Annotated in this window: 11 protein-coding genes; 7 read left to right on the plus strand and 4 right to left on the minus strand. The window is 70.7% G+C overall.

Annotated features, from left to right (window positions below):
- Positions 1–216: 216 nt before the first annotated feature.
- Positions 217–579, minus strand: coding sequence for a VOC family protein (locus tag ACWCOV_RS11350; protein WP_449829136.1), 363 nt, complete (start codon positions 577–579; stop codon positions 217–219).
- 57 nt (positions 580–636) lie between these two features.
- On the minus strand, positions 637–3,291 hold the full coding sequence (locus tag ACWCOV_RS11355) for an alpha/beta fold hydrolase (RefSeq protein WP_449829137.1): 2,655 nt from the start codon (positions 3,289–3,291) through the stop codon (positions 637–639).
- Positions 3,292–3,349: 58 nt separating this feature from the next.
- Between ACWCOV_RS11355 and ACWCOV_RS11360 the strand changes: the two genes are divergently transcribed.
- The 4 genes from ACWCOV_RS11360 (at position 3,350) to ACWCOV_RS11375 (ending at position 7,127) form a co-directional block, all read left to right on the plus strand.
- The gene (locus tag ACWCOV_RS11360) at positions 3,350–3,982 is read left to right on the plus strand and encodes a DUF998 domain-containing protein (protein ID WP_449829138.1); all 633 of its coding nucleotides are present in this window, start codon (positions 3,350–3,352) and stop codon (positions 3,980–3,982) included.
- Complete coding sequence (locus ACWCOV_RS11365) at positions 3,979–4,428, plus strand: YdeI/OmpD-associated family protein (protein ID WP_449829139.1); 450 nt, start codon at positions 3,979–3,981, stop codon at positions 4,426–4,428. The genes ACWCOV_RS11360 and ACWCOV_RS11365 overlap by 4 nt, the downstream gene beginning before the upstream one ends.
- A complete protein-coding gene (locus ACWCOV_RS11370; protein ID WP_449829140.1) occupies positions 4,428–4,778 on the plus strand; it encodes a YciI family protein in 351 nt (116 codons plus the stop codon). The genes ACWCOV_RS11365 and ACWCOV_RS11370 overlap by 1 nt, the downstream gene beginning before the upstream one ends.
- A gap of 111 nt (positions 4,779–4,889) precedes the next feature.
- Positions 4,890–7,127 (plus strand): arylsulfatase, encoded by a 2,238-nt coding sequence (locus tag ACWCOV_RS11375; RefSeq protein ID WP_449829141.1) that lies wholly within the window; start codon positions 4,890–4,892, stop codon positions 7,125–7,127.
- Here ACWCOV_RS11375 and ACWCOV_RS11380 read toward each other — a convergent pair.
- Positions 7,124–7,816, minus strand: a complete 693-nt coding sequence (locus ACWCOV_RS11380; protein WP_449829142.1) for a M23 family metallopeptidase — start codon at positions 7,814–7,816, stop codon at positions 7,124–7,126. The genes ACWCOV_RS11375 and ACWCOV_RS11380 overlap by 4 nt on opposite strands.
- A gap of 124 nt (positions 7,817–7,940) precedes the next feature.
- Here ACWCOV_RS11380 and ACWCOV_RS11385 point away from each other — a divergent pair, with 124 nt between their 5' ends.
- Positions 7,941–9,701: a PHP domain-containing protein gene (locus tag ACWCOV_RS11385; protein WP_449829143.1), complete on the plus strand. Its 1,761-nt coding sequence runs from the start codon at positions 7,941–7,943 to the stop codon at positions 9,699–9,701.
- A gap of 5 nt (positions 9,702–9,706) precedes the next feature.
- Complete coding sequence (locus ACWCOV_RS11390; RefSeq protein ID WP_449829144.1) at positions 9,707–10,279, plus strand: hypothetical protein; 573 nt, start codon at positions 9,707–9,709, stop codon at positions 10,277–10,279.
- Here the strand turns inward: ACWCOV_RS11390 and ACWCOV_RS11395 are convergent.
- Positions 10,276–12,522 (minus strand): HelD family protein, encoded by a 2,247-nt coding sequence (locus ACWCOV_RS11395; RefSeq protein ID WP_449829145.1) that lies wholly within the window; start codon positions 12,520–12,522, stop codon positions 10,276–10,278. The two genes, ACWCOV_RS11390 and ACWCOV_RS11395, sit on opposite strands and share 4 nt — an antisense overlap.
- A gap of 169 nt (positions 12,523–12,691) precedes the next feature.
- On the opposite strand from ACWCOV_RS11395, the gene ACWCOV_RS11400 reads away from it, so the two are divergent.
- Complete coding sequence (locus tag ACWCOV_RS11400; RefSeq protein WP_449829146.1) at positions 12,692–13,219, plus strand: NADPH-dependent FMN reductase; 528 nt, start codon at positions 12,692–12,694, stop codon at positions 13,217–13,219.
- Positions 13,220–13,234: the final 15 nt, after the last annotated feature.

The following is a 13,234-nucleotide window of genomic DNA, read 5'->3' on the forward strand; positions in this document are numbered from 1 at the left end:
CCCACGCCGAACAACGCAAGAAAGCCCCAGTAGACAGCGCGCCAGGCCAGCGCGGGTCACCTCGATCACCAAAGGTGTCGTTGGCGGCAAGCGGGCGTTGGCGCTCTGCCCCCCGCTTGCCGCCCTTTCTCCCCTGAATGCGCCTGATTGCAAGACCCTGGAACAGAAGACCCCGTCCGCACCGGTTCCCCAAGGCCGGTGCGGACGTTTCTTTGCTCAGAGCCCGGCGAAGTACTCCGGCTTCATCTGGATCAGCTGGACGTAGTTGCCGTCCGGGTCGACCACGGTGGCGAACCACCCGACCCCACGGTCCTCCGGGTGCACCAGCCACTCGACGTCGAGGCTGCGCAGGTGCGCGGCCGCGGCCTCGATGTCGTCGACGGCGAAGTTCACGATGCACCGGCCGGGCTCGGCGGTCTTCGCGGCGACGTCGTCGCGGTGCTCGATCACCAGGCCGAAGCCGCCGAGGTTCAGGTTGCCGTAGCCGTCCACCTCGGCGTGGAAGCCGTCGCGGTACCACGCCTTCAACCGCTCCGGGTCGGCGCTGCCGAGCAACATGCTGTTCAGAACGGGCTGCATAACTGTGCCTATCTGCGAGAGAGCTGCCGATCAGCTCACGCACCAGGTACGTCGGAACTAGGCGAGCCGGCTCGACATGGTCCGGTCGACGAAGTCCTCGACGATCGGCCCGAGCACGTCCGGCTCGACGTCGTGCGGATGCCCGTCCATGGTCAGCCGCCGCCCGTCCGGGAGCAGGTCGGCCACGACCTGCGCGGTGTTCCGGCGCCAGTCCCGGCTCTCGCCGCCGTCGATCACCAGCGTGGGCACGGTGATCGCGGTCGCCCAGTGGTCCGGGATGGTGAAGTCGCCCATCACCAGGACGTCGTACGCCAGCGTCGGCGCCAGCGCCTCCAGGTCCTTCCACAGCGGGGCGGACCGCATCGGCGCGAGCACCTCGGCCGGCATCTCGACGGCCTGGACCAGGAACAGCTCGGTCGCGTCGCCGTACCGGTCCTGCCTGACCAGTTCTTGCAGCCGGTCCGCGAAGTCCGCCGCGAGTCGCGGCCGGGTGTCGTCGATGATGAACGGCGGCTCGATCAGCAGCAGCCCGAGGATCGGCACGCCGTACACCGCCGCCTCGGCCGCGAGCACTGCGCCGGACGAGACCCCGAGTGCGTACGCCGAACCGCCGGCCGCGTCCACGACCGCGGCCAGGTCCTCGAACTCCCGCTCGACCGCCCACGGCAGCACCTCGCCGCTGTCGCCCCGGCCACGCCGGTCGTAGGTCACCACGGTGAACTTGCCGGCCAGCCGTTTGGCGAGCGGGACGAAGGTCCGCCGGTCGTTCAGCGCGCCGCCGACGAGCACGATCGCCGTCTCGCCCGCGCCGTACGTCTCGAGCACGATCGGGGTCCCGTCGGCCGAGGTCACGGTCGTTGTCCGCGGCAACATCGTGGCCGGGGTAGCGGTCGGCGTCGGGGCGTCGCCGTACAGGCCGCCGAGGTATGCGAACAGCTCGCTGTGCCCGTACAGCCGGGGCTCGGTGTGCCGCGCGAGGCCTTCGAAGTACCGCTCGTACCGGCGTCGCGTGGTCTCGAGCTCCCCGGCTTCCTCCAGCCGCTGCAGGCAGAACGCGCGGACCGTCTCCAGCAGGCGATACCGCGAACCGGACGTCCCATCCACGCGGACGACGAGCGAGCGGTCGACCAACCGGCTGAGTAGCTCGGCCACCTCGGCGACCGGTACGTCATCGCCCGCACACACCGCCTCAGCCGCGGCCAGCGTGCACCCGCCGGGATGCGGTGCCAGCCGGCGCAGCACCGCCCGCTCGGGTTCGCCGAGCAGGTCCCAGCTCCAATCGACCATCGCCGACAACGTCTGCTGCCGATCGGGTAGACCGCGCCCGCGGTAGCGGTCGTCGAACCGGTCGACCAGGTCGCGCACATCCATCGCCGCCACCCGGCTCGCGGCCAGCTCGAGCGCGAGCGGGAGCCCGTCGAGCCGACGGCAGAGCGCGACCACTGCCGCGGTGTTGTCGGCGGTCAGGGTGAAGCGCGGATCCGCCGCGGCAGCACGCGCGACGAAGAGCTGGACGGCCGGGCTGGCGGCCGCGTCCGTGTCAGCGGAGGGGAGGCCCAGCGGTGGAACCGGCCAGCGATGCTCTCCCGCGACTGCAAGCGGCTCGCGGCTGGTCGCGAGGATCCGCAGCTCGGGTGACTCGCGCAGCAGCCGGGCAGCCACGTCCGCGGCGGCCTCGATCACGTGCTCGCAGTTGTCGAGGACAAGCAATCCGGTCGTTGCCTCGATCAACGCCGACACCTCGTCGGCCGTCGCGCCGGCGTCGAGTGCGGCGAGCTCGGCCAACCAGGCTTCGTCCCCGCTTCGGCGGGCTGCCGCGAGTGCAAGGCTCGTCTTGCCGACCCCACCCGCACCGGTCAGCGTCACCAGCCGGGCCGAGGCAAGGCGCTCCGCCACCTCGTCCACAGCTGCATCGCGGCCGATCAGCTCGACCTCGGCCGGCAGGTTGGTCTTCAACGGCTCGCGGACGGTCGGCGGCTCGATCAGGATCTCCTGATGCAGCGCGACCAGCTCCGGGCCGGGATCGAGCCCGAGCTCGTCGGCCAACCGGTTCCGCAGGTCGGTGTAGCTCTCCAACGCCTCGGCCTGCCGGCCGGACTGATGCAACGCCTTCATCTGTACGGCGCGCAGCCGCTGACGCAACGGGTTCCGGGCCACGAGCTCGGCCAGCTCGGCGACGAGTTCGTCGTACTCACCGAGCACCAGGCGGGCCTCGGCGTACGCCTCCTGAACGGCCAGCCGCTCCTCGTCGAGCCGGTCGATCGTCGCCCGGGCAAACGCGTCCTGCGCGACATCGGCGTACGCCGGACCGCGCCAGAGCGTGAGCGCATCGGCCAGAGTGGCGGCACGCATCCGGGCGTTGCCGGTCTGCCGGGCCCGGGCCGCCAGCGCGCGGAACCGGCCGGAATCCACAGCCTCGGCCGCGACCGTGATGAGGTAGCCGGCGGGCGTCGTCCGCACCAGGTCGCGTGCCCCGGGCTCGGCGTCGTCCAGGGCCTTGCGCAGTTGGGAGACCCGGGTCTGGAGCGTCGCGGTCGGGTTGGCCGGGAGCTCGTCGCCCCACAGATCATCGATGATCGCCGCCGCCGCGACCGGCCGCCCTGCGTGCAGCAGCAGGTCAGCCAGCAGTCCCCGCACCTTCCGGTCCGGGATCCGCACCGCCTGGCCGTCATCGGTCCAGGCCGTCACCGGCCCCAACACCCCGAATCGCATGCGCCTCAGCCTAGGACTCCCGAAGGTTTTCTGAAGGCCTTCGCTCGACGCTGAAGCCATGAAACGACCTCTCCTGCTGGCCGGGGCACTCGCCGGCCCTCTGTACGTCGGGATCGGGACCGTCGAGGCGATCGTCCGCGACGGGTTCGACATCCGCAAACACTCGCTCAGCCTGCTCGCCAACGGGACCGGCGGCTGGGTCCACTCGGTGATGATGGTCGGCACCGGACTGCTGACCGTGCTCGGCGCGATCGGGCTCGCCAAGTCCTTCGCTCCAGGCGAGCGGTCGCGCTGGGGCGTCGGCGGCCTGCTCGTGTACGGCGCCGGCGTGGCCGCGGCCGGGTTCATGCGGGCCGATCCGGCGCTCGGGTTCCCGCCGGGGACACCGGACGCGATGCCGGAGACGGTGAGCTGGCACGGGGCCGGGCACGTCATCGCCGGGATGATCGGGTTCATCGGGCTGATCGTCGCCTGCTTCGTGCTCAGCCGGTGGTTCGGGCGGCACCGGTCGGCCGGCTGGTCGCGGTTCTCGCTGATCACCGGCATCGTCTACTTCCTCGGCCTGGCCGGTCTCGGCGCCGGGGCCGGCACCGCGGCCGTCAACCTCGGTTTCACCGTCGCTGTCATTCTGGGCTGGACCTGGATCACCTTGCTGATGCTGCGCGCTCGCGCGGAGGGGAGTCTGCGATGAAGTTCACGGCCGAGCTCGAGGGCACCGGGAAGACCGCGGCCGGGTTCGAGGTTCCCGCCGAGATCGTCGAGGCGCTCGGCGGCGGCGCGCACCCGAAGGTCAGCGTGACCGTCAACGGGTTCACCTTCCGGACCTCGATCGCCCGGATGGGTGGGCGGTACCTGCTCGGCGTCAGCGGGGAACGCCGTACCGCTGCCGGGGTCGCGGCGGGGGACGTGCTCGAGGTCGACGTGGTGCTCGACACGGCTCCGCGCGAGGTCGACGTACCCGAGGAGTTTGCCGCGGCGCTGGCCGGGGACGCGAAGGCGCAGGAGTTCTGGCAGACGCTGAGCTACAGCAAGCAGCAGTGGCACGTGCTGCAGGTGACCGGCGCCAAGACCGAGGAGACCAAGGCACGGCGGATCGAGAAGTCGATCGGCATGCTGCGCGAGGGCCAGGCCCGCTGATGCGATTCATCGCCTTGCTGCGTACGTCGGAGTCGCACGGCTTCCCGCCACCCGCGCTGCACGAAGGCATCGCCGCCCTCGGCGCCGAGGCCGTCCGCAGCGGGGTCCTCGTCGACACCGCGGGGCTGCTGCCGATCGCGACCGCGACCCGAGTCGGAGTGCACGCCGGCCACCTGACCGTCACCGACGGTCCCTTCGAGGACCCGACCCCGCTCGGCGCCTACGCGGTGTACGACGTCGCGACCCGGGCCGAGGTCATCCACTGGACCGAGCGGTTCATGGACCTGCATCGCCGTACCTGGCCGGGCTGGGAAGGCGAGTCGGAGATCCGCCAGATCGTCGGGCCGTGACATCTCGCGGACACCCGGCGGCTCTTGACACCGGCATTCGGCGGGGAAATCCTGGGCAACAACTAGGTGCACTGGTCCGACCAGTGCACTCCGGGCGAGCGCAGGAGGGTCATGGACGAGAGCCGGCGGTTCGAGGGGCGGATCGGCCTCACCCACCTGGACTCGGTGCCGCACTGGGCGCCCGTCCCGACGCCGGGAGCCTCGGCGCCGAACGTGGTCTACGTGGTCCTCGACGACGTCGGGTTCGCCGACCTCGGCTGCTTCGGGTCGGAGATCGACACCCCGACGATCGACGGGCTCGCCGCCGACGGGCTGCGGTACGTGAACTTCCACGCGACGCCGTTGTGCTCGCCGACCCGGGCGTCGCTGCTGACCGGGCGGAACCACCACTCCGTCGGCATGCGCCTGCTGTCCAACCTCGACACCGGCTACCCGAACGGGCGCGGTCAGGTCACGAAGGCGGCCGCGACCGTGGCCGAGCTGCTGGTCGACGCCGGCTACAACACGATGTGCGTCGGGAAGTGGCACCTCGCGCCGACCGAGCACACCACCGCGTCCGGTCCGTACGACCAGTGGCCGCTCGGCCGCGGCTTCGAGCGGTACTACGGCTTTCTCGAGGCCGAGACCGACTGCTTCTACCCCGAGCTCTACGCGGACAACCACGCGATCGAAGCGCCGGCGCGGCCCGAGGACGGCTACCACCTGACCACCGACCTGGTCGATCAGGCAATCGCGTTCGTCCGGGCGCAGACCTCGACGACGCCGGAGAAGCCGTTCTTTCTGCATCTCGCCTTCGCCGCCGCGCACGCACCTCACCAGGCTCCGCAGCAGTACCTCGACAAGTACCGCGGCCGGTACGACGAGGGCTGGGACGTCATCCGGGACCGCCGGATCGCCCGGCAGAAGGAGCTCGGCGTCATCCCGCCCGACACGCAACTGTCCCCGCGCAACGACGGCGTCGAGCCGTGGGCGGAGCTCACCGACGACGAGCGCCGGCTGTTCGCCCGCCTGCAAGAGGCGTACGCCGCCATGCTCGACCACACCGACGCCGAGCTGCGCCGGTTCGTCGACGCGCTGGCGGCGCTGGGCCGGCTGGACAACACGATGATCGTGGTGATGTCCGACAACGGCGCGAGCCAGGAGGGCGGCAAGCGCGGCTCGCTCAACCCGGCCGCGTTCCAGAACGGCATCGAGCCGGACTTCGCCTGGAACCTCGAGCACCTGGACGAAATCGGCGGACCGCGCGGGCACTCGAACTACCCGTGGGGCTGGGCGCAGGCGGGCAACACCCCGTTCCGGCGCTACAAGCAGAACACGCACGAGGGCGGGGTACGCGTGCCCCTGGTCGTGCGGTACCCGGGGCGGATCGCCGACTCGGGAGCGATCCGGTCCCAGTTCCACCACGTCATCGACATCACCCCGACCGTGCTCGACCTCGTCGGCGTCGAGGCGCCCGCGACGTACCGAGGGGTGCCTCAGCTCCCGCTGCACGGGACGCCGCTGACCTACACGTTCGACGACGCCGAGGCGCCGACCACGCATCGCACGCAGTATTTCGAGATGTTCGGCCACCGGGCGATCTGGCACGACGGCTGGAAGGCCGTCGCCTTTCACCAGCGGGGGACGGACTACGCCGAGGACCGCTGGGAGCTGTACGACACCACGACCGACTGGTCGGAGTGTGACGACGTCGCTTCCCGCTACCCGGAGAAGCTGGCGGAGCTGCAGCAGCGGTTCTGGGCGGAGGCGGGCAAGTACGACGTGTTGCCGCTCGACGACCGCGGATTCGCTGTCCGGGCCAAGGTGGCCAGGCCGGGATCGATCCGTGCCCGCCGCACGTTTGTCTACTACCGCGGGATGCCGCACCTGCCGGCGGCCGCGTGCCCGCCGACGATGAACCGTTCGCACCGGATGACCGCCTTCGTCGAACGCACTGACTCGGACGGTGACGGCGTGCTGGTGGCGCTCGGTGGCGTGGCCACCGGGTTCTCGTTGTTCGTCAAGGACGACCGGCTGGTCTTCGACCACAACTACCTCGGCAAGCACACCGTCTTCCGGTCCGATGCGCCGATTCCCGTGGGTACGACGGAGCTCGCGGTGGACGTGGAGAAGACCGGCGACTGCACCGCCTCCGTGCGGCTCCTGGTCGACGCCAAAGAAGTTGCCTCCGGCAAGCTCGACGCCGTGCTGCCGAACTTCCACGGCTGGGAAGGCCTCGACATCGGCCACGACGGCGCGTCCCCGGCGTCGACCGAGTACACCGGCACCTTCCCGTACCAAGGCCACCTGGACCGCGTCGAGATCACTCTTCCTGACGACGACGTGCCGCTCTTCGAGGCCGTCGACTAGCAGTAGGAGCGACAGCCGCGGTCGGAACCGTAAGCTCGGCGGGCCTTGGCTACCGCCGCGACAGGGGACAATTGGCGGCCTTCGCGCCACGCGTTCAGGTAGGGCTGGGGTGGGACGGAGCCGCGGCGGATCCACCAGCGGCCGGGTGGGGTCGGCCAGCTGATTCCGAAGTGCAGGTGGGGCGGGGTGACCCGGGCGCTCCCGGTGTTGCCGATCGAGCCGAGCAACTGGCCGGCGCGGACCCGCAATCCTGGCTTGATGCCGGCACCGATCGCAGACAGGTGTGAACCGTAGTACCGCACGCCGTCGACCCCCACCACGGACACCGACAACCCACCGCGGTCCCGGCCGACGTTGGTCTCCGGGTCCCACCGGTCGACTGCGGTCACCTCGTCCACCTGACCGTCCACCGGCGCGACGAACTTGCAGCCGGTCTTCGCGAAGATGTCCGACGCCGGATAGTCATGATGACTCTGTGACGCAGAGGCTTCGCAGCCGCGGATGGGGAACACGTACGTTGCCGCGGGCAAGGGTGACGGCGACCGGCTGGGCGGCTGCGCCGACGGCCTGCTCGCCCGCACCGCCGGCGCGTCCGGCGGAGAATCGCTGCACGCAGGCAGCGCGAGCAGACCACCGACCGTGACAGCGGTGGTCGCGGCCCGTCGGAACGTCGCCCAGCGAGTTCTCATCCCGGGCCATTGAAGTGGTCCGGCGGCGGGTTGTCCATCGGTAGGCGTTCACCGGGACAACATCTGGTGGTCATGGGAAAGGGCGATGATCGCGCGGGATTCCGCCATCCGAGAGGACTGCACGATGGGGCACGCGCACGACCACAGCCACCCGCACTCGCATGACCACGACCACGGTCATGACCACGACCACGGTCACGGGCATCACCACCACCACCCGAACACCGAGCTGGACGCGGCCACGCTGGCGGCGCTCGACGAGTCGGTGCCGGACAGCGACCTGTCGCCGAGCGAGGTGTCCCGGCGGGCCCTGCTGCGGTCGGCAGGCATCCTCGGAGGTACGGCCGCCCTCGCCGTCACCGGAGTGCAGGCTGCCGCGGCCGCCGCGCCCAAGGACGGCTGGATCTTCAAACCGGGCAGCCGTCCCAACGTCTGGCTGGCCGGCGACCACCACATCCACACGCAGCTGAGCTCCGACGGCATGTACCGGGTGATCGACCAGGCGCGGCACGCGGCGGCCTACGGCTTGGACTGGCTGGTCATCACCGACCACGGCGGCGCGACGCACGCCCGGATCGGCGTCGACCTGGTCAACCCGCAGATCAAGGCGGCCCGGTCGGAGCTGCGCAACACGCTGATCTTCCAGGGCCTGGAGTGGAACATCCCGGCCGCCGAGCACGGCACCGTCTTCGTGGCGCCGGGCAGCCGTGAGGTCGACGTACTGAAGCAGTTCGAGAACAGCTACGACGGCAGCGTGAAGGGAGCCGGCGCGAACACACCCGCCAACGAGGCGCTCGCGGTGTCCGGCATCCAGTGGCTGGGTCAGCAGGTCGACCGCCGCCGGGTCGCGGACGCGTTGTTCCTGGCCAACCACCCGGCTCGCAACGGCATCGACAGCCCGCATGAGATCCGCAACTGGCGCGACGCCGACCCGCGGATCGCGGTCGGCTTCGAAGGCGCGCCGGGTCACCAGGCGGCCGGTCTGCCGGCCGGGATCGGCGCCGCGAACGCACGCGGCTTCTACGGCAACTCGCCGAACGCGAACTCGTTCTCCGGTTACCCGGCCGAGAGCTACCGCACCTGGGGCGGTTTCGACTGGATGACGGCGACCGTCGGCGGCCTGTGGGACAGCCTGCTCGCCGAGGGCAAGCCGTGGTGGATCAGCGCGAACTCCGACTCGCACGTGAACTGGAACGAGACCGCCCGTCGCCCGGACGGCTCGAGCCAGGCGCAGTTCGACCGGGACGGCCGCTACATGGACCCTGTCTACGGCAACACGGTCAACTCGACCGCAGGCGACTTCTGGCCCGGCTTCTACAGCCGCACGCACGTCGGCGCGGACCGGCGCGACTACCTCGCGGTGATGGAGGGCCTGCGCAACGGCCGCGTCTGGGTCGACCACGGCGCACTGGTCAAGGGCGTCGAGGTCGAGGTCCGTGAGGTCGGCAAGCGGTACGGCGAACCGCTCGGCGGCGCCCTGATCACGCGCAAGGGCCGGGCTCTCGAGCTCGTCGTCCGGATCACCGCGCAGACGATGCCGAACTGGGCGACCTTCGTGCCGACCCTCAACCGGGTCGACGTGATCCAGGGCGCGGTGACCGGAACCGTCTCCGACCGCGACACCTTCACCACGCCGAGCACGAAGGTGGTCCGGCAGTGGGACACCTCGGGCCGGCGCGGCACGTTCGAGCTCGTCTACCCGCTGGGCAAGGCGGAGGCGCCGTACTACGTCCGCGTCCGCGGCACCGACGGGAACCGCAGCCAGGCCGGGTACCTCGGCGCGGCAGTCGACCCGGCCGGGCCGCAGCTCGACGTGGTCGGCGACGCGGACCCGTGGGTCGACCTGTGGTTCTACACGAACCCGATCTGGGTCCTGCCGAAGTAACCGACATGATCATCGCGATCGACGCGGACAGCCGGGACACGGCCACGGCCGACCACCTGCTGTACGACCTGCTCGACGCCGTGCACCAGCCGGTCGTCGCCTGCACCCATTTGGTGGCAGGCGGCGACCGCCCGCACGTCGCGGTGTCGCTGATGAGCACCGCGGACCTGGCCGACGCCGTCCGCGGCCACTTCGCCACTCAGCACGCCGGGCTCGCGATCACCCGGCCGGGCGCGTCCGAGCCGGAGCTGGCCGGCCCGAGCCACCTCGTCCGCGGCGCCTACCGCGCCGCCGTGGAAGCAGCCCTCGGTACGGCGGGACGCGCGGTCCGCTGGCCCGGCCACGAACAGGCCCACGGCGTCCTGCCCGCCGCCGAGCTCCGCACCCGCTGCGGCATCGACGACCTCGAAGCCGTCGGCGGCATCCCGATCACCGACGACGCACTCGTCGACACCCGAGACTTCCTCCGCCCCCTCCGCCGCGCCGGCCGCCTGGTCCTCCAGCTACAACCCGCCGCCGGCAACCTCCTCATCCCCTTCGAACTCCAACACCAACAAAAGTGCTGCGCCGACCACTAACGGCGGTCGTCCCAGGCGGTGGAGGGCTGGAGTACTTCGGGGAGGGGGCCGACTACGCCGAGGCGTTGGGTGCAGCGGGTCAGGGCGACGTACAGGTCGCGCAAGCCGCGTGGTGACTCGATCAGGATGCCGTCGGGGTCGACGACCAGGACCGAGTCGAACTCGAGGCCCTTGGCGCCGGCCGCGCTCAGCACCGTCACGTCGTTGAGGTGAGCGACCGCCTCCTGCACGAACTCGAGGCGGTTGCGGGACGTGATGACACCGACCTGCCCGTGCTGCGTCTCCTCGGCCGCGACCTTCTGCACGTACGCCGCCTGGTCGGCGGGCGCGATGTCCGCGTGCCAAGGCCGCACCCCGGTCGACCGGACCGAGCGCGGCGCCTTCGCCCCCGGGTCGACCTCGCGCAGGACGTCACCAGCGAGCTCCATCACCTCGGCGGGCGTGCGGTAGTTGAGGGTCAGCTCGGCCAGCCGCCAGCGATCGCCGAACGTCGACCCGAGCGCGCCCTCCCAACTCGTCCCGCCGCCGATCGCGCCGGTCTGCGCGACGTCACCGACCACAGTCATCGAGCGAAGCGGGCACCGCCGCGCGATCGCCCGCCACGCCATCGGCGTCAGCTCCTGCGCCTCGTCCACGATCACGTGTCCGTAGGTCCACCGCCGGTCGGCGCCGGCCCGGTCGGCCAGCGTCCGGTCGTCGTCCGCCTCGTACCGCTCCGCGAGCATCTCGGCGTCCAGGATGTCCTTCGCGGTCAGCACCTCCGCGTCGTCGTCCTCGTCGAAGTCCGTCGACCCCGAACCGGTCAGCACGTCCAGCGAGCCTTGCGCGTAAGCGATCGCCCGTGCCCGGGCCGCTTTCTCCTTCGCCGCTTCCCGGCCGTCGTCCCCGAGCAGCTCGGCCGCTTCGTCCAGCAGTGGTACGTCGGACGGGCTCCAGTCATCGCCGTACCGCAGGAGGTGTTCGCGATCCAGGACACTCAGCTGCGGCGCGGCCAGGGTCAGCCGGTCCTCGTCGCCGTACAGGTCCTCGAGGAGTTTCTGCGGGCTGAGCAGCGGCCACAGTTGGTCGAGCACCGCCTGCACGGTGGGCTCCGCGAGGACTTCCTTGCGCAGCTCCTGACGGTCGTAGTCGTCGAGCAGGTTCTCGCCGCCGAGCGGGTCGGCCCCGATCAGGTCGGCGTACTGGTCCGTGAGGAAGTCGACGACCTCGGTCAGGAAGAACGGCCGCGCCTGGTTGTGCGTGAGGTTGCGGCTGCGGGCCCGCGCCCGGGCGTCCGCGCAGAACGGCGGGTCGAGCCGCAGCACGGTGCGGTCGACGGTGAGGTGGATCGGACGGTCCGGCACCCACTGCCGGTCGTCGACCGCCTTCGCGATCACCTCGGCCATCACCGCGCGGCCCTTCACCTCGGCGCTCTCCGCGACCTCCGGCCGGGTCGCGGTCAGGCCCGGGTACAGCTCGGCGACCGTCACGAGGCGGACGCCGTCCTCACCGAGCGACGGCAGCACCTCGCCGATGAAGCGCAGAAACGCCGGATTCGGCCCGACCACCAGAATTCCGCGCTTTTCCAGCTGCTCACGGTGCGTGTAAAGCAAATACGCCGCCCGGTGCAGCGCGATCGCGGTCTTGCCGGTGCCCGGACCGCCCTGGACGACCAGGATTCCGGGCAGTTCCGAGCGGATGATCCGGTCCTGGTCGGCCTGGATCGTCTGCACGATCGACTCCATCCGGCCGGTCCGGCGGGCCTCGAGCGCGGCGAGCAGGACGGCCTCGCCCATCACGCCGGTGCCGGGTTTGGACGCGTCCGGCGCGTCCCGGTCCAGGTCGAGCTGCTCGTCCTGGACGTCGACCACCTTGCGTAGCCGGGTCCGGATGTGGCGGCGCCGTACGACGCCCTCGTTCGCGACCGCGGTGGCGATGTAGAACGGGCGGGCCGCGGGCGCGCGCCAGTCGACCAGCAACGGTTCGTAGTCGGCGTCGTGCAGCCCGAGCCGGCCGATGTGCAGGGTCTCGCCGTCGGCGGCGTCCAGGCGGCCGAAGTACAGGCCTTCCTCGGCGGAGTTGAGCCGGGCCAGCCGGGTGTTCAGCTCACGGATCCGGCCGTCGCGCTGGTGCAGGGCCTGCGCGTTGCGGGTGTGGACCAGCTGCTCGTCCTGCTTGCGGGCCTCGGCGCGCTCCCGCTCGGCGTCGAGCGCAGCGTAGAACGCCGTCAGGTGAACCTGCTCGGCCTGAACCGGATTCGGCAATTCAAACCCCTTGTGATAAAATGCGGTCCGTTGGTTCCTGGAGGACATTTCTGCATTTCCTCCGGTGGCAGCCACAAATCCATGAGTTTATCCCGGATCCCGCCTTTTCTGAACTGCTCCTCGTCTCGACCTTGACCTCAAGTCGTGTTGAGGTATTAGCGTCCACGCCGTGACCGTTCATCCGCTGCGGCTGGCCCTGCTCACCCGCACCGTCGACCCCGGTCGCTTCGGCACTCTGGTCACCCATTGGTTCGCCCGCCAGGTCGAGCAGTCCGACGACTTCAAGCTCGACCCGATCGACCTGAGCGCCGTGCCACTGCCCGAGCTGCCGGCCCGCATCGCCGAGGCCGACGCAGCAGTCATCGTCACCGCGGAGTACAACCACGCGTACCCAGGTGACCTCAAGACCGCGATCGACGCCGTACGGCGGCCCTGGTACGGCAAGCCGATCGCCTTCGTCGTGTACGGCGGCCGGTCAGGCGGACTGCGGGCCGCCGAGCAGCTGCGACTGGTGTTCGGCGAGCTCCATGCGGTCACGATTCGCGACACCCTCGGCTTCCACGAGACCGACTTCACCGCGGACGGCGAGCCCGCCGACCCCACGACACCCCATGCTGCGGTGTCGCTGCTCGACCAGCTCGCCTGGTGGGCCAGGCCACTACGGGATGCTCGCGAACGAACGCCGTACCCGGAATAGCTCGCGACGGGCGGC

This window comes from Kribbella sp. NPDC002412, assembly GCF_053592935.1.

Coding starts and splice junctions, on each gene's coding strand:
- ACWCOV_RS11370 (WP_449829140.1), top strand. CDS start 4,428: ATGCGATTCATCGCCTTGCTGCGTACGTCGGAGTCGCACGGCTTCCCG.
- ACWCOV_RS11390 (WP_449829144.1), top strand. CDS start 9,707: ATGATCATCGCGATCGACGCGGACAGCCGGGACACGGCCACGGCCGAC.
- ACWCOV_RS11355 (WP_449829137.1), bottom strand. CDS start 3,291: ATGCGATTCGGGGTGTTGGGGCCGGTGACGGCCTGGACCGATGACGGC.
- ACWCOV_RS11380 (WP_449829142.1), bottom strand. CDS start 7,816: ATGAGAACTCGCTGGGCGACGTTCCGACGGGCCGCGACCACCGCTGTC.
- ACWCOV_RS11375 (WP_449829141.1), top strand. CDS start 4,890: ATGGACGAGAGCCGGCGGTTCGAGGGGCGGATCGGCCTCACCCACCTG.
- ACWCOV_RS11350 (WP_449829136.1), bottom strand. CDS start 579: ATGCAGCCCGTTCTGAACAGCATGTTGCTCGGCAGCGCCGACCCGGAG.
- ACWCOV_RS11360 (WP_449829138.1), top strand. CDS start 3,350: ATGAAACGACCTCTCCTGCTGGCCGGGGCACTCGCCGGCCCTCTGTAC.
- ACWCOV_RS11365 (WP_449829139.1), top strand. CDS start 3,979: ATGAAGTTCACGGCCGAGCTCGAGGGCACCGGGAAGACCGCGGCCGGG.
- ACWCOV_RS11385 (WP_449829143.1), top strand. CDS start 7,941: ATGGGGCACGCGCACGACCACAGCCACCCGCACTCGCATGACCACGAC.